The sequence below is a fragment of the Leisingera sp. ANG-M7 genome (genome assembly GCF_000813965.1).
Taxonomy (GTDB): domain Bacteria; phylum Pseudomonadota; class Alphaproteobacteria; order Rhodobacterales; family Rhodobacteraceae; genus Leisingera.
This window is the reverse complement of record NZ_JWLI01000002.1, coordinates 32,196-47,051: the sequence shown is the minus strand read 5'-3', so window position 1 is coordinate 47,051 and position 14,856 is coordinate 32,196. Positions and strand designations below refer to the sequence as shown.

Here is a 14,856-nt window from a genome sequence, read left to right as displayed (position 1 = left end):
GCGCGGGGTCTCCTCCTGTATCCTGCATCAGGTCATACCCCCATCTTAGCGGCGGATTATGATCCGGGAAGGGGCGAAATGACGCGAGCGCTAACAACAGCGGAAAAACAACATGTTCGAAAGCCTCTACCTGACCCCCGTGACCGGTGCGCTGACCGTGTTCCTGGTGGTGGTCTGCGGCCACCTGTACCGGCAGAACTGGAAGTCCGAGGCGCCAAATGCGCGGTTCCGGGCCTGGCTGTACGGGCTGCCGGCTGCGGTGGGCTTGCTGGCGCTGGCCTTTCTGCCGTTGAAGTTCTGAGGCCTGCCCCGGCGCTCCGTTTGACTCTGCCGCGGGGCAGGGGCATAGCTGCGCCAGTTTTTCCGCCGGAGGTTGCCGAATGCCCTGCCCGTTGCCCAGAAAACTCCTGACCGCCCTGACCCTGCCTGCGGTGCTGGCCATGTCCGGCTGCTGGTTCGGCAGCGACCCGGAAGAGGTGCGGCTGACGGGTGAAACCATGGGCACCACCTACAGCGTGATTGCGATTGGCGAGGATCTGGACGCCAGGGCGCTGGGATCCGCGGTGGAGGGCACCCTGGCGGCGGTCAATGCCAGGATGTCGAACTGGGATCCGGCCTCCGAGGTTTCCACCTTCTCTGCCGCGCGCAGCACCGCGCCGGTGCGGGTGTCGCCGGAATTTGCCCATGTGCTGGCGGCGGCGGGGGACGTGCACGCAAAGACCGGCGGCAAGTTCGATGTGACCCTGGGCCCGCTGATTGAGCTGTGGGGCTTTGGGCCGCGCAAGCCCGAAGATCCGGTGCCGTCGGATGCGGCCATTGCCAAGGCGCTGGAGGGCGTCGGCCAGGCGCGGCTGCTGGTGCTGGATGCAGAGGCCGGCACGCTCAGGAAATCCGCGCCGGAAACCGGTATCAACCTGTCGGCCATTGCCAAGGGCTATGGCGTGGATGCGGTGGCAGAGGCGCTGCAGGGGTTTGGCGTTGAGCACTACATGGTCGAGATCGGCGGCGATCTGGTGACCAGGGGCGAAAACGCCAAGGGCGAGGCCTGGCGCATCGGCATCGAGAAACCGGATGCGGCGGCGCAGACGGTGCAGCTGATCGTGCCGGTCAGCAATCACGGGCTGGCGACCTCGGGTGATTACCGCAATTACTTCGAGCATGAGGGCAAACGCTATTCCCATATCCTCGATCCGGTGGCCGGGCGGCCGGTCACCCATGCGACCACCTCTGTCACGGTGATCGCAGAAAACGCCATGCTGGCGGATGCCTGGGCCACTGCAATGCTGGTTCTGGGCCGCGAAAACGGGCTGAAGCTTGCTGAGGAGCATAAACTTGCCGTGTTTTTCATTGATCGGGACGTGCAAGCCGGGCCGGATGCCTATATGACAGCGGCAAGCAGCGCGTTCGAGGCGCTGACCGCAAACTAACGCCGCGCACCAAGCATCCTGCGAGGGACACCATATGAGCACCTTTCTTCTGGCCTTCATCCTGCTGCTGATCGTCACCCTGGGCATGTCGCTGGGGGTCATTCTGATGGGCAAGAAGATCAAGGGCAGCTGCGGCGGCCTGAATGCGATCTCGGGTGCCGACAAATGCGTGGTCTGCTCCAAGGATGTCGACCCCGACAGCCCGCTGCGGGACAAGCTGCAGTGCAAGCGCGCGCGCAAGATGGTCGAGCAGATGGAACGCGAGGCGCAGCAGGCCTGAGCCGGCTGCGGCGTCCCGTTTCAGCCTATTCTGAAGGTTTCACCGCCACAACGGCGCTGCCCGGATCCTGGTGCGGGACCCATCCCTTGCCCAGGGATATCTGCAGGCTGGACCAGGCTAGCGCCAGGTCGCGCCGCGCGGTGATCAGGGCCAGTTCGTTGTCGCGCAGCGCTTCTTCGGTGTTCAGAAGGTCGAACAGGGTGATTTCGCTGGCCCGGAAGGTTTCACGCGCAAGATCGGCAACCTTGGCTCCCAGATTGACCGCACGGGTCTGGGCGGCGGTGCGCTCGCGGGCGGCGCGCAGGCTGCTTTGCTGCGACTGGACCTCCTCAACCGCGGACCTGACTGCCGCGCGGTAGTCGTATTCGGTCGCCTTGGCCTCGGCGATGGCGCTTTTGTGGAAGGCACGCAGCACCGGACGGTTGAAAAGCGGCAGATTCAGACCCGGCCCGATCTGGTAGAGCGCGCCGGCGCCGCGGGTGGCGCGCACCGAGCCGGAGACTTCCAGCGACGGATAAAGCTCCGCCTCGGTGATGCCTATATCGGCGGCGGCGCCGCGCAGCTGGGCTTCGGCCAACAGCACATCAGGGCGGTTGCGCAGCAGGGTTGCGGGCACGCCCTGTTCCGGCTGGCTGGCGGGGTAAGGCTGCGCATAGCTGCCCTGCATCATCGCAAAAATCTCTGCCGCGTCGCGGTCGAGAAGCGTCGCCAGGGCAAAGACAGAGGATTCGTAACTGGCGATGAAGCCAGGCAGATCTGCCTTGGCGCTGGCGACCTGCAGCTTGGTGCGTTCCACGTCCAGGGCCAGAAGGGTGCGGGCCGCCTGCAGTTCTTCCACCGTTGCCAGGATCTGCTGTCGCAGCTGGATCGTCTTGCGGGTCACGGCGGCGCCGCGCTGGAAGAACCGCGCCTGGATATAGGTGCGGGTGATGGCGTCAATCAGCGCCAGCCGCGCGGTGGCCATCTGGTAAAACGCGGCGTCGCGGTCGGCCACCGCCCGTTCGGAGCGGCGCTGGAATTCGCCGAACAGGTCAAAGACATAGGTGGCGCCGACCTCGGCGGTGTCGGTGCTGGTAGAGCCGTTCTGGGATTCGCGGCGCGAAAAGATGGAACTGCCTTCCAGGTCGCCGTTGACCTGCTGCGGCCGGCCTGTCCCGCGGCGCAGAACCTCTGCCGAGATCAGGCGCTCCTTCGCGGCCTTGAGCTCCAGGTTCTGTTGCAGCCCTGCGGCAACCAGCCGGTTCAGGGTGGCATCGTTCAGCCCCTGCCACCAGGCTTCAGAGGCGCCTTTGGCGGTGGCATAGCTGCGGGACTGGTAATAGCTGGCAGGCACCGCGAAATCGGGGCGATGGTAGTCAATGCCGACAATGGTGCAGCCGCACAGGACTGTGCCTGCGAGCAGCACGGAACGGGCTGTCCAACGGGGTTTACTCATAACTTGCCTCAAGACGCCCTTTTTTCATGGGCTTTCACGCAGGATAGGCACGGCAGCGGCCGTCCGCGAAGCGGTTCAGGTGCTGCAGAGAGGGTTTACTTGCCACTGATGCGCCCAACCCACAGCATGGATTTGTCGAAAACGGACCCGCGAAGTGACGGTTTTGGCCTATTCTGCAGCCGAAAAGGCGGGCAGGCTGCCGGATCAAATGCGCCGTCGTGATCCTCTGGCAGTTGCTACGGCATGCTTGTGTGATGCGCCTCCGTCCAACCCTAGCCGCACTTGCGGTGCAAAAGTGAGAACAGTCTGATGGACCTGCAAAAATTCTATATCGGCGGTGCCTGGGTGACGCCGCATTCCAGCCGGGAATTTCCTGTTCTGAACCCGGCCACGGAAGAGCAGATCGGCACCATCATCCTCGGCGATGAGACGGATGTGAACGCCGCAGTTGCGGCGGCCAAGAGGGCATTTGAGAGTTTTTCCCAGACCTCCCGCGCTGAGCGGATTACGCTTTTGGAGCGGTTGCTGGAGATCAGCAGGGAACGGCGCGAGGAGCTGGCGCAGGCGATGTCTGCCGAGATGGGGGCGCCGGTTTCGATGGCGCGGGACGCCCAGGCTGATTCGGGGATCGGGCATCTGGAGGGCGTTCTGGACGCGCTGAAATCCCAGGAACTGCGTGAAACCCTGCCCAGCGGCGACATTCTGGTGCGCGAGCCGATCGGGGTTTGCGGGCTGATCACCCCATGGAACTGGCCGGTGAACCAGATCGCGCTCAAGGTGCTGCCTGCGCTGGCGACGGGCTGCACCTGCGTGCTGAAACCGTCGGAGCATACTCCCATGTCCGCCGCAGTTTATGCGCAGATGATTCATGACGCGGGCTATCCGGCGGGGGTGTTCAATCTGGTTCATGGCGACGGGCCGACGGTGGGTGCGGGTCTGTCGCGCCATCCTGATGTGGATATGATGTCCTTCACCGGTTCGACGAGGGCCGGCATTGCGGTGTCCAAGGACGCGGCCGACACCGTCAAGCGGGTGACGCTGGAACTGGGCGGCAAGTCTCCGAACCTGGTGTTTGCGGATGCTGACCTTGAGGAGAAGGTCACCGCTTCGGTGCTGGAGTGCATGTATAACACCGGCCAGAGCTGCGACGCGCCGACCCGGATGCTGGTGGAGCGGAGCTGTTACGACCGGGTGCTGGAGATTGCCAAGGCAGCCGCCGAGGGCCAGGCCGTTGGCGACCCGAGCCAGGAGGGCGATCACATCGGCCCGATGTTCGACCGCATCCAGTACGACCGGGTGCAGGAGATGATCCAGAAGGGCATCGGTGAGGGGGCGACCCTGCTGGCAGGCGGGCCGGGCCGGCCAGAAGGGCTGGACAAGGGCTGGTACGTGCGTCCCACCGTCTTTGCCGATGTGACCAATGATATGGCCATTGCGCAGCAGGAAATCTTTGGCCCGGTGCTGGTGATCATCCCCTTCGAGGATGAGGAGGACGCCATCCGCATGGCCAATGACACGCCGTACGGCCTGGCGGCCTATCTGCAGACTGGCGATCCGGAGCGGGCCGAGCGGGTTGCCGCCCGGCTGCGGGCGGGCGCGGTGCATATCAACGGCGGCGGTTTCAACTACGGCTCGCCCTTTGGCGGCTACAAGCAATCCGGCAACGGCCGCGAAGGCGGCATGCTGGGGCTGGAGGATTATCAGGAAGTCAAAACCCTGCATTTCGGCTGAGTTCCCATCCCTCCTGGCAGGAGGATGCCGGGAGGGATGCCGTTTGCGGCCTGCCAGGTGCCGCTTTCTGACCTAATACGTGTCGTAATCCGCCAAGCGTGCCGCCCGGCGGCGGCTCAGGATGGAGACATGACACAGAACTTCATTCCAAAACGCATGGACCGCCGCGCAACCGGGTGCAACCTGGTCGCTGCCTGAATTCCGTTGCCCTTTGCGGGTTCTCACGGTTTCTCAACGGCGGACATTGGAATGACACATGACAGCATCACAGGCGCTGCGCCTTGCCATTGATATTGGCGGTACCTTCACCGACACCGTGCTGGTGGCGGGCGAAGATACTATTCTGGCCTCAACCAAGACACTGACTACCCATCAGGACCCGGGTATTGGCGCGATGGAGGGCGCCGCGCGAGTGATGACGCAGGCGGGGCGGTCTTTGGGTGAAGTCACCGGCTTCATTCACGGCACAACGCTGGCGACCAACGCGCTGATTGAGCGGCGCGGGGCGCGGGTGGCGACGGTCACGACCGAGGGGTTCCGGGACATTCTGGAGATTGCCTATGAGCGGCGCTACTCCCAGTATGACATCAATCTTGAGAAGCCCGATCTGCTGGTGCCGCGGGAGCGGTCGCTGACCATCCGGGAGCGGATGTCGGCGACAGGAGAAGTGCTGATCCCCATGGAGGACAGCGCGATTGAGGCGCTGATTGCGGAGCTGGATGCCAGCGGTGCAGAGGCGGTGGCGGTCTGCCTGATGCACGCCTATGCCAACCCGGACCATGAGCGGCGGCTGCGGGACATTCTGGTGAAACGGCGGCCCCGGCTGACGGTCTCGATCTCCTCGGAGGTCAGCCCCGAGGCGCGGGAGTTTGACAGGCTCTGCACCACGGTGGCAAACGCCTATATCCAGCCGCTGATGGAGACTTATCTGGCGCGGTTTGCCGAGCGCTTTGCTGCGGAAAGCGTAACCTGCCCGATCCTGATGATGACCGCAGGCGGCGGCATGTGCACCATCCAGACCGCGGCGCGGTTTCCCATCCGGCTGGTGGAGTCGGGGCCTGCCGGCGGCGCCATCCTGGCGGCGCGGATTGCGGCGCAGGCGGGGCTGGAGCAGGTGCTGTCCTTTGATGTGGGCGGCACCACGGCCAAGCTGTGCCTTATTGACAATGCCCGCCCGCAGACCTCGCGCCAGTTTGAGATTGCCCGCGCGGCGCGGTTCATCAAGGGGTCGGGGATGCCGGTGCGGATCCCGGTGATCGAGATGATCGAGATCGGCGCCGGCGGCGGCTCCATTGCCGGTGTGGACCGGCTGGGGCGGCTGACCGTGGGGCCGAAATCGGCGGGGTCGGAGCCCGGCCCGGTGGCCTTCGGGCGTGGCGGTACGGAGCCGACCGTGACCGACAGCGACATCACGCTGGGCTATATCGTGCCGGAGACCTTTGCGGAGGGGCATATCCGGATTGACCCGGAGGCTTCTAAGGAAGCGCTGAGCCGTGTGATTGGTTCGCGGCTGGATATGGACGGGATTGGCGCCGCGGACGGCGTCAGCCGGATCGTGGACGAGAGCATGGCCAGCGCCGCCCGCATGCACGCGGTGGAGTCCGGCAAGGACCTGGGTGCGCGCACGATGATTGCTTTTGGCGGCAATGGGCCGCTGCATGCAACCCGGGTCGCGCGTTCCGCCGGGGTGGCGCGCATCGTGATCCCGCCCAATCCGGGCGTTGGATCTGCTGTGGGGTTCCTGTTTGCGCCGGTCAGCTTTGAAATCGTGCGTTCGCGCTATGCGCTGCTGGAGGACATGGATCTGGACGGTATCAACGCTTTGTTTGTCCAGATGATTGATGAGGCGCGATCGGTGGTGGCGCAGGGGGCGAGCGATGCTGAAACGCTGGTCCAGCGCACCGCATTCATGCGCTACAGCGGGCAGGGGCATGAGATCGAGATTGCCCTGCCGGACCGGAACCTGACGGGAGAGGATCTTGGCCCGCTGACGGCGGCGTTTGAGGCGGAATACGCCAAGCAGTTTTCGCGCCCCGTGCCTGGGATGAAGATCGAGATCCTGAACTGGGCGGTGCGGGTCGCGACCCCGGATGCAAAGGTGCCGCCAGTGCCGGAGGTGCCGGAGCTGCGGACCATTGCCCCGGCGGCGCACCGGCCCATCATCTGCGATGTGGATGGCCGCGAAAAGCAGGCGGCATTTGTGCCGCGGGCCAGTCTGAAACCCGGCGACCGCATCCTAGGCCCGGCGCTGATCACAGAGCCGCAGACCTCCACGCTGGTCTCGGTGGATTTCTCCGCCCATGCGGATGCCATCGGCAATCTTGTCCTGATCCAGGATCAGAAAGGAGAAAAGCAATGACCGCCTTGTCACAGGACCTGTCACCGGCTCGCCTGCAAGTGATGTGGAACCGGTTGCTGGCGGTGGTGGAGGAACAGGGGCAGACCCTGATCCGCGCGGCCTTCAGCCCGATTGTGCGCGAATGCGGCGACATATCTGCCGGGATTTTCGACGCACAGGGGCAGATGCTGGCGCAGGCGGTGACCGGCACGCCGGGCCATATCAACACCATGGCCGCGGCGGTCATGCATCTGCGCGAACGCTTCCCGGCTGACACGATGAAGCCCGGCGATATCTACATGACCAACGACCCCTGGCTGGCCTCGGGGCATCTGAACGATTTCCTGTTGATGATGCCGGTGTTCAAAGGAGGCAGGGTGGTCGGCTTCACCTCCTGCACCTCGCATCTGGTCGATCTGGGCGGGCTGGGCATGGGGCCGGAGGGCTCTGACATCTATGACGAAGGGCTGCTGATCCCGCCTTGCAAACTAGTGGAGGAAGGCGCGCCGAACGCGCTGCTGCTGGACATTGTCCGCGCCAACAGCCGCGAGCCGGTTGCCAATGAGGGTGACATTTATGCGCTGATTGCCTGCTGCGAGGCCGGGGCGGCACGGCTGGCGGGGATGATGGAGGAGTTTGGCCTGAGCGACCTGGATGCGCTGGGGGCCTATATCATCGAGACGTCCCGCCGCGGCACTTTGCAGGCCATCGCGGAAGTGCCGGAGGGCGTCTACCGCAATGTTCTGAGAATGGACGGCTACGAGAGTGAACTGGAGCTGCATGCGACGCTGACAGTCTCGAAAGGGGGCATGCATGTGGATTTCACCGGCACTTCGGGCTGCTCCAGCAAGGGCATCAACGTGCCGCTGAACTATGCCACGGCTTATACGGTGTTTGCCCTGCGCTGCATTGTCGGGCCGGACATTCCGAACAATGCGGGGAGTTTGGCGCCCTTTACCGTGGATGGCCCCAAGGGCTGCATCCTGAATGCGCAGCGCCCGGTGCCGGTGGCGATGCGGCATACGCTGGGGCAGGTGACGCCGGATCTGGTGCTGGGCTGCCTGCATCAGGCGCTGCCGGACCGGGTGCCCGCCGAGGGCGCGTCCTGCATGTTCGACCTGCCGATGCGGCACGCGCCGGAGGTGGCACGCGACGGCGGGCGGGAGTTTGCCATCGAGCCGGTCCACAACGGCGGCACCGGGGCGCGGCCCCATGCGGATGGCTTGTCGGCGACGGCCTATCCCTCGGGTGTTTATGGCAGCCAGGTGGAGATCACCGAGGCGGTGGCACCTGTCGTTATGTGGCGGCGCGAGCTGCGGCCCGACAGCGGAGGGGCGGGCAAATACCGCGGCGGGCTGGGGCAGAGGATCGAGATGACCTCCGTCAACGGCGCGCCCTTTATCGTGTTCCTGTCAGTGGAGCGGCTGAAGTTTCCGGCCTTGGGGCGCATGGGCGGCTTGCCCGGCGCGCCGGGGCGTATCCGGTTCCGCGACGGGGCGCAGGACATTCCGGGCAAGGGCGAGCTGCGGGTGGAGGCAGGGGATTATCTGATCTTTGAAACCCCCGGTGGCGGCGGTTTTGGCGATCCGGCGGAGCGCGACCCCGAGGCGCTGGCGCTGGATCTTCGGCGCGGTCTGGTGACGGAAGAAGGCGCGGGCGCCTACGGGGGCGGCAAATGATCCGCGCGGTGCCGCATGTGGCGGCGATGGCGCCTTATGCGTTGGCGGATCTGGGCGAGGCCGGGACGGTCTCGCTGGCGCAGAATGAAAGTGCGTTCCCGGCTAGCCCGGCGGCACTTGCGGCGGGCCGGGCGGTGCTGGATCAGATGCCGCTCTATCCAGACCCGGAGTGGCCGGACTTGCGCGCCGCGGTGGCGGAGGTGCATGGGCTGGACCCGGCCAAGGTGCTGTGCGGCGCTGGTTCGATGGAGCTGATGGGCTGCCTGATCCGCGCCTTCGCCGGGCCGGGGGACAGGGTGCTGGGGACGGATTATGGTTATGCCTTTGTGGCCACCGCTGCGGCGCAGGTGCAGGCGGACTACGTCAAGGCGCAGGAGCGGGACCTGACGGTATCGGTCGAGGATATTCTGGCCGCCGTGACGCCTGAGGTGCGGATTGTGTTTGTCTGCAATCCGGGCAATCCGACCGGTACGCTGATCCCGAACGCGGACCTCCTGCGCCTGCGCGCGGGGCTGCCTGCGGATGTGCTGCTGGTGGCCGATCAGGCCTATGCGGAGTTTGCCGATGCGGAAAACGATCCCGGCGAAATCTTCGTGCTGGCAGAGCGCGGCGATACCGTGGTGCTGCGGACGCTCTCCAAGGCCTATGGGCTGGCAGGGGCGCGGGCCGGCTGGGGGTACTTCCCGCCGGAGATTGCCGGGGAAGTGCGCAAGCTGCTTAATCCAAACAATATCTCCATCCCGTCCCAGGCAATGGCGGCGGCGGCCATGCGCGATCAGGCGCATATGCGGGATGTGGTGTCCCAAACCGTTGCCATCCGGGACCGCTTTGCCAAAGACTGCCGCGCGCTGGGGCTGGAGGTGCCGCAGAGCCATACCAATTTCGTGCTGATCCGCTTTGCCTCGGTGGAGCAGGCCCAAGCGGCAGACAGGGCGCTGCGGGGGCAGAACCTGCTGATGCGTGGAATGGGCGGGTACGGGCTGGGCGATTGCCTGCGCGCCACCATCTGCGGGCAAGACGTGATGGACCGCGCGCTGGACGTGCTGAAGGGAGTGCTCACATGACCTATGAAACCCGCACCCGCGCGAAAATCGGCGTGCTGGTGCCCTTTACCAACACCAACCTGGAAGCCGACATGATGCTGATGCGCTGTCCGGACACCACTGTGCATTTCCAGCGCATGGGCGGCTATGATGTGGAGGAGATCCCCGGCGCCGATCAAATGGCGGGACTGGGGGCGTCTGATATCAGCCATGACCTTCGGATGATTGCAGGCGTTCGGCCTGATGTTGTGCTTTATGGCTGCACCTCGGCGACGCTGACCCACGGGCCGGGGTTCGACGCGGATCTGGCGGCGCGGATCAAGGCGGGGTCGGGTGCCGTCTCGCTGACCGCGGCGGGGTCGCTGGTGGCAGGGATTCAAGCGCTGGGGGCGGTGAAGATCGGTTTTTCTTCACCCTATCTGGGTGAGATCAATTCTCAGGCGATGGCGTTCCTGGCGGCAAACGGGATCGAGACGGTCAAATGCGCGGACATCGGGCGCGAGCTGGGCAACTACGGGCAGGGCGAGCTGACCCCAGATGAGGTGTTTGATCTGGCCTGTCAGGCCGATCACCCGGCGGCGCAGGCCATTGTGCTCAGCTGCACCGACATGCGCGCGGTTGAGGCTGTGGAGCGGATCGAGGCACGCTTGGGCAAGCCGGTTGTCACCTCCAACCAGGCGATGATGTTCTGCCTGATGCGGGCGCTTGGCCTGCCGCGGCATGGCGGGCTGCCGGGGCGGCTGTTTGATCAGCTCTAAACAGGCGTCTGTTTCATCTTTGCAAAAATACTCCGGGGAGCGCGAGGGGCTGGCCCCTCGCGCCCGTCCCATCACGGCTCACCGGACCCGATTTCTTGCTTCCGCCTGGCGACATAGGCGTCCAATTCCTCGCGGATGGCTGGGTCCATCACCGGTTCCTCATAGTCCCGCAGCGCCTGCTGCCAGAGGCCGGTGGCACGTTGCAGCGCGTCCTTGGCACCAGCCGCTTCCCAGTTCTCGTAGTTCTGCCAATCCGACAGCATCGGGTGGTAAAACGCGGTCTCGTACCGTGCCATCGTGTGTTCGGCGCCGAAGAAATGGCCGCCGGTCGGGACCGACTGGATGGCGTCAAAGCCCAGCTCATCGGTGTCGAATTTCATCGGCTTCAGGAACTCGATCATGTTCTGGATGATCTCCACATCCAGGATGAACTTCTCATAAGACGCGGTCAGGCCGCCCTCCAGCCAGCCGGCCGCGTGGTAGATGATATTGGCGCCGCCCAGTACTGCACCCCAGGTGGACATCATGGTCTCATAAGCCGCCTGCAGGTCCACCGTGTTGGAGGCATTGGCGTTGGAGGTCCGGTAGGGGATGCCATAGCGCCGCGCCAGCTGGCCGCCCACGATGTTGGCCTTGGCGTTTTCCGGCGTGCCAAAGGCAGGCGCGCCGCTGCGCATGTCGACATTGGAGGTGAAGGAGCCGTACATGACGGGTGTGCCGGGGTTGACCAGCTGTGTCAGCACCACACCGAACAGCGCCTCAGCGTTCTGCTGGGCAAGGGCTGCGGGCAGGGTCACCGGGGTCATTGCGCCCATCAGGGTAAAGGGCGTCACCGTTACCGGCTGGCCGTATTCGGCCATCGCGATCAGCCCGTCGCCCATCGCGTCGTCAAACAGCCGCGGCGAGTTGACCGAGATGATGGTGATCACACCGGGATCATCCTTCATCTCCTCAGGCGTCTGACCGCGGGAGATCGCCATCATGTTTATCCCGTCCAGCGCCCGGCCGCGGCCGATGGCGGAGCAATGGAACGAGAGATCTGCATAGGTGATATTGGCTAGATAGGTATCCAGATGCCTGTTGTTGGCGGGCAGCTCCAGCGGCGCGGTCACTTGGTTGCCGATCAGGTGGATGGCGTTGAAGTGATGTGCCAGCCTGATGAAGTTCTGATAGTCGGTGAGGTTGCCGGACCGCCGCCCGTTGATGCAATCATGCACGTTGGGCGGGCCTGCCACCAGGCTGAAGGTCACGTTGTTGCCGCCGAGCGTGATCCGCTTGTCCCGGTTTCGGCCGGTCAGGGTGAACTCCGCCGGGACTGTCTTCAACGCTTCAGTGACGATGCTTTCGTCGATGCGGATGGTTTTGGTGTCGCGGTCGACGATGGCGCCCGCGGCCTCGAAAATGCCCATCACGTTCTCGCCCATCACCCGGATGCCGGCCTCTGACAGGATCCGCATTGAGGTGGCGTGCAGCTGGTCCATCTGCTCCGGGTTCAGGAGCTCAAACGCCGGGTAAGTGTTTTTTACCTGGCTCCAGGGGAGCTGGTCGATACTGCCGCCGGAGCGGGAGGATTTTCCGCGGCGCCCGCCGCCGCGTCTGTCGCGTGCCATGTGTCTGTCTTTCTGGTCAGGTTGGTGGCTTAGTTTTCGGGCGCGTCATAGATGAGACGGCCAAGATCGGAGAATTTGCTGCCTTCAGTGGTGAAGCCCAGCACTGCATCGCGGATGGCGCTGGCGCGGGCCTCGCCCAGCGAAGGCGCGGCAAATTCCATGAATTTCCGCTCGATGTCCTCTTGCGAAAACGGCGCTTCGGGGCCGCCGCGGGCGTGGACGTCGCCGGTCTCGAACACCCGCCCGTCGGTCAGCGTCACCACCACATCGGCGACCCGGCAGGCCGGGAAGCGGGCTGAATGGCGCGCGGCCTCTGCCACGGTGATGCGGTCATGGATCGAGGCCACCAGCGGATCGGCAAGGGCGGGGCCGGAGATATGCTCCACCCCTATCCGCCCGTATGCGGCCTGGATGGCAACGGCAAAGCCCAGCGAATACTGTGCTTGGCTGGTGGTAGAGGGGATGCCCGGATAGAGGCAGGCGCTTTCGTGGAAAGTGTTGATGTGGATCTGGGCGATCTGTTCGTGGCTCAGCCCGTGTTCCAGCATCACCTGCCGCACGGCGTCGATCGGCGCATGGGCCCAGCGGCAGATCGGGTAGGGCTTCACATACTGATGCTCCATCTGCCAAAAGCTGCCGAGGTCGTCCCAGTGTTCCGCCACCCTGTCTTCCTCGATGGTGATTGCGGGCGCGCCGGTGAAGCCCTTTTCTGCCAGAACAGCTGCTGACATGCCTGCCATTGCGCCCCAGCCGGATCCGTCGTGCAGCATCGTGGGGTTGGCGATCTCGCGCATCATCTGGCTGCGGGGGCCGTGGAATTCGGCGATCCCCAGCGCCTGGCGCAGCTGATCCCGGCTGAGACCGCGCATCCGGGCTGCAATCGCCGCCACCCCCAGCGCGTTCCAGGCACCGGAGGTGTGGTAGTCGCTGACTGTTGCATGCAGCGACAGCGCCGCGCGGCCCGCCAGCTCATAGCCCAGCGTGGTGATCGCCAGCGCCTCTGGCCCGGAGAAATCCGGCACCGTTTCCGCCAAAGCCGCGATTGCAGGGATCACCACCACGCCGATGTGGCCCTTGGTCGGGTAGTAGCCGTCGTGGCCATCCAGATTGTCGGTGGCGGTGGCGGCGGCATAGGCGGCACCCGCGACGCTGACCCGGCGGCCGTCGAACATCATCCGGGCGCCGTAACCTTCTTCACAGGAGCCATAAAGCGCTGCGGCGGTGTCGCGGGCGATGCGGCCCGCCTCCATCGGGGTGGCGCCGATGGTGATGCCCAGCGTGTCCAGGAACATCAGCGCCGCAGCTTTGCGGGTGGTTTCAGGCAGATCGCCGGGGGTCAGGCCAAAGGTGAAATCGGCGGCGCGGTCAAATGTGGCTGTCATGTCAGGCGGTCCATATAGGTGCGTTGGCCAAAGCCTAGGGGCCGCCGCCGCAGGTGACCCGCAAATAAACCGGGGTCATAGGGCTGCATTATTTCGCGAAGGGTGCGCTAGACGTCGTTTTCTGACCCGTTCGGGGCGTGATCCCTTTGGAATTGCAGCCCAATCCATTGCATGGGAACATGGCCCCGAAACCGCCAGCGGACCCGTTTGATGAAGAACCTGCCCCACCTGACATTCCTGCGCTCTTTTGAGGCCGCGGCGCGCTATCTCAGCTTCACTTCGGCGGCGGATGAGCTGAACTGCACCCAGTCGGCGGTGTCTAACCATGTGCGCAGCCTGGAGGAGTTCATCGGCCGCCCGCTGTTCGTGCGCCATCCGAGGTCCCTGTCGCTGACCGACGTGGGCGAGGCCTATTTGCCCTCGGTCCGCCATGCGCTGCAGGAGATTGATTCAGCGACGCAGCTCTTAATCTCGCAAAGCCACAAGCGGGAGGTCGTGATTTCCTGCCCGGTTAGCCTAGCGGAGCGCTGGCTGCTGGGAGTCATCGAGGAGTTCTCAGCAGCGCATCCGGATATCGACCTGACGATTCACAGCACGATCTGGGTGGATGTGGAGACAAATGTCTCGGACATTTCGATCACCATCAACCACGTGGATGATGTGATGGGGCCGGCGGTCAAGCTTTGGGATGAAAAGCTGGCGCTGGTCTGTGCGCCCGGTTTCAAGGTTGCGGGCGAGGCGCTGACCCGGCCGGAACAGCTGGTGCAGGCGAAACTGATCCACATCCTGGGTCGGCCGATCTACTGGGAGAAGATCGCCAAACATTACGGGCTTACCGGGATCGAGCTGAAGGGCGGCTTGCAGACCAATTCCTCCAACATGGGATTGGAGTTTGCCGCCAATGGAATGGGCTGTGCGGTTCTGCCCAAAACACTGGTCCGGTCCCATGTGGCAGACGGGCGGCTGGTGGAGCCGTTTGATTTCGACCTCGATTGTCCCTGGACCTATTTCGCCACTTTCAAGGACAAGGCGGCAACGCCCTCGGTCAAGCATTTCAAGAGCTGGCTGCTGAAGGCGGCAGCGGAGATGGAGCTGTAGAGGCCATCAGGGCGGGCCGCAGGCAGCATTGAATTCTGGCAGCGCTTCGCGTATATACGAGTATATATACATGAG

General features: G+C 64.4%; 12 protein-coding genes. 9 read left to right on the top strand and 3 right to left on the bottom strand.

Features of this window, described 5'->3' with window-relative positions; translation table 11 throughout:
- The first annotated feature begins 112 nt into the window (after positions 1-112).
- The 3 genes from RA26_RS03825 (at position 113) to nqrM (ending at position 1,707) form a co-directional block, all read left to right on the top strand.
- A complete protein-coding gene (locus tag RA26_RS03825; protein WP_019296965.1) occupies positions 113-301 on the top strand; it encodes a hypothetical protein in 189 nt (62 codons plus the stop codon).
- Between the two features lie 79 nt (positions 302-380).
- Positions 381-1,427, top strand: a complete 1,047-nt coding sequence (locus RA26_RS03820; RefSeq protein WP_039180185.1) for an FAD:protein FMN transferase — start codon at positions 381-383, stop codon at positions 1,425-1,427.
- A gap of 34 nt (positions 1,428-1,461) precedes the next feature.
- The gene (gene nqrM / locus RA26_RS03815) at positions 1,462-1,707 is read left to right on the top strand and encodes a (Na+)-NQR maturation NqrM (RefSeq protein WP_039174020.1); all 246 of its coding nucleotides are present in this window, start codon (positions 1,462-1,464) and stop codon (positions 1,705-1,707) included.
- Positions 1,708-1,732: 25 nt separating this feature from the next.
- On the opposite strand, the gene RA26_RS03810 is transcribed toward nqrM, so the two are convergent.
- Positions 1,733-3,142: an efflux transporter outer membrane subunit gene (locus RA26_RS03810; RefSeq protein ID WP_039180181.1), complete on the bottom strand. Its 1,410-nt coding sequence runs from the start codon at positions 3,140-3,142 to the stop codon at positions 1,733-1,735.
- 309 nt (positions 3,143-3,451) lie between these two features.
- Between RA26_RS03810 and RA26_RS03805 the strand changes: the two genes are divergently transcribed.
- The 5 genes from RA26_RS03805 (at position 3,452) to RA26_RS03785 (ending at position 10,691) form a co-directional block, all read left to right on the top strand.
- Positions 3,452-4,873 carry an aldehyde dehydrogenase family protein gene (locus tag RA26_RS03805; protein WP_039180178.1) on the top strand — a complete coding sequence of 474 codons (1,422 nt, stop codon included), beginning with the start codon at positions 3,452-3,454 and terminating at the stop codon, positions 4,871-4,873.
- Positions 4,874-5,129: 256 nt separating this feature from the next.
- The gene (locus RA26_RS03800; protein WP_039180175.1) at positions 5,130-7,232 is read left to right on the top strand and encodes a hydantoinase/oxoprolinase family protein; all 2,103 of its coding nucleotides are present in this window, start codon (positions 5,130-5,132) and stop codon (positions 7,230-7,232) included.
- Complete coding sequence (locus tag RA26_RS03795; protein WP_039180173.1) at positions 7,229-8,890, top strand: hydantoinase B/oxoprolinase family protein; 1,662 nt, start codon at positions 7,229-7,231, stop codon at positions 8,888-8,890. The genes RA26_RS03800 and RA26_RS03795 overlap by 4 nt, the downstream gene beginning before the upstream one ends.
- On the top strand, positions 8,887-9,954 hold the full coding sequence (locus tag RA26_RS03790; RefSeq protein ID WP_039180170.1) for a pyridoxal phosphate-dependent aminotransferase: 1,068 nt from the start codon (positions 8,887-8,889) through the stop codon (positions 9,952-9,954). Before RA26_RS03795 ends, RA26_RS03790 begins: the two co-directional genes overlap by 4 nt.
- A complete protein-coding gene (locus tag RA26_RS03785) occupies positions 9,951-10,691 on the top strand; it encodes a maleate cis-trans isomerase family protein (protein ID WP_039180167.1) in 741 nt (246 codons plus the stop codon). Before RA26_RS03790 ends, RA26_RS03785 begins: the two co-directional genes overlap by 4 nt.
- 71 nt (positions 10,692-10,762) lie before the next feature.
- Here RA26_RS03785 and RA26_RS03780 read toward each other — a convergent pair whose 3' ends face one another.
- Positions 10,763-12,301 carry a trimethylamine methyltransferase family protein gene (locus RA26_RS03780; RefSeq protein ID WP_039180165.1) on the bottom strand — a complete coding sequence of 513 codons (1,539 nt, stop codon included), beginning with the start codon at positions 12,299-12,301 and terminating at the stop codon, positions 10,763-10,765.
- 29 nt (positions 12,302-12,330) lie between these two features.
- Positions 12,331-13,683, bottom strand: coding sequence for an MmgE/PrpD family protein (locus RA26_RS03775; RefSeq protein WP_039180162.1), 1,353 nt, complete (start codon positions 13,681-13,683; stop codon positions 12,331-12,333).
- Positions 13,684-13,893: 210 nt separating this feature from the next.
- On the opposite strand from RA26_RS03775, the gene RA26_RS03770 reads away from it, so the two are divergent.
- Positions 13,894-14,781, top strand: a complete 888-nt coding sequence (locus RA26_RS03770; protein WP_039180161.1) for a LysR substrate-binding domain-containing protein — start codon at positions 13,894-13,896, stop codon at positions 14,779-14,781.
- The last annotated feature ends 75 nt before the right edge of the window (positions 14,782-14,856 follow it).

Bases quoted from the DNA above. Each gene is read 5' to 3' on its own strand.
- RA26_RS03800 (WP_039180175.1), top strand. From the start codon at position 5,130: ATGACAGCATCACAGGCGCTGCGCCTTGCCATTGATATTGGCGGTACC.
- RA26_RS03770 (WP_039180161.1), top strand. From the start codon at position 13,894: ATGAAGAACCTGCCCCACCTGACATTCCTGCGCTCTTTTGAGGCCGCG.
- nqrM (WP_039174020.1), top strand. From the start codon at position 1,462: ATGAGCACCTTTCTTCTGGCCTTCATCCTGCTGCTGATCGTCACCCTG.
- RA26_RS03810 (WP_039180181.1), bottom strand. From the start codon at position 3,142: ATGAGTAAACCCCGTTGGACAGCCCGTTCCGTGCTGCTCGCAGGCACA.
- RA26_RS03795 (WP_039180173.1), top strand. From the start codon at position 7,229: ATGACCGCCTTGTCACAGGACCTGTCACCGGCTCGCCTGCAAGTGATG.
- RA26_RS03775 (WP_039180162.1), bottom strand. From the start codon at position 13,683: ATGACAGCCACATTTGACCGCGCCGCCGATTTCACCTTTGGCCTGACC.
- RA26_RS03820 (WP_039180185.1), top strand. From the start codon at position 381: ATGCCCTGCCCGTTGCCCAGAAAACTCCTGACCGCCCTGACCCTGCCT.
- RA26_RS03825 (WP_019296965.1), top strand. From the start codon at position 113: ATGTTCGAAAGCCTCTACCTGACCCCCGTGACCGGTGCGCTGACCGTG.
- RA26_RS03790 (WP_039180170.1), top strand. From the start codon at position 8,887: ATGATCCGCGCGGTGCCGCATGTGGCGGCGATGGCGCCTTATGCGTTG.
- RA26_RS03780 (WP_039180165.1), bottom strand. From the start codon at position 12,301: ATGGCACGCGACAGACGCGGCGGCGGGCGCCGCGGAAAATCCTCCCGC.
- RA26_RS03785 (WP_039180167.1), top strand. From the start codon at position 9,951: ATGACCTATGAAACCCGCACCCGCGCGAAAATCGGCGTGCTGGTGCCC.
- RA26_RS03805 (WP_039180178.1), top strand. From the start codon at position 3,452: ATGGACCTGCAAAAATTCTATATCGGCGGTGCCTGGGTGACGCCGCAT.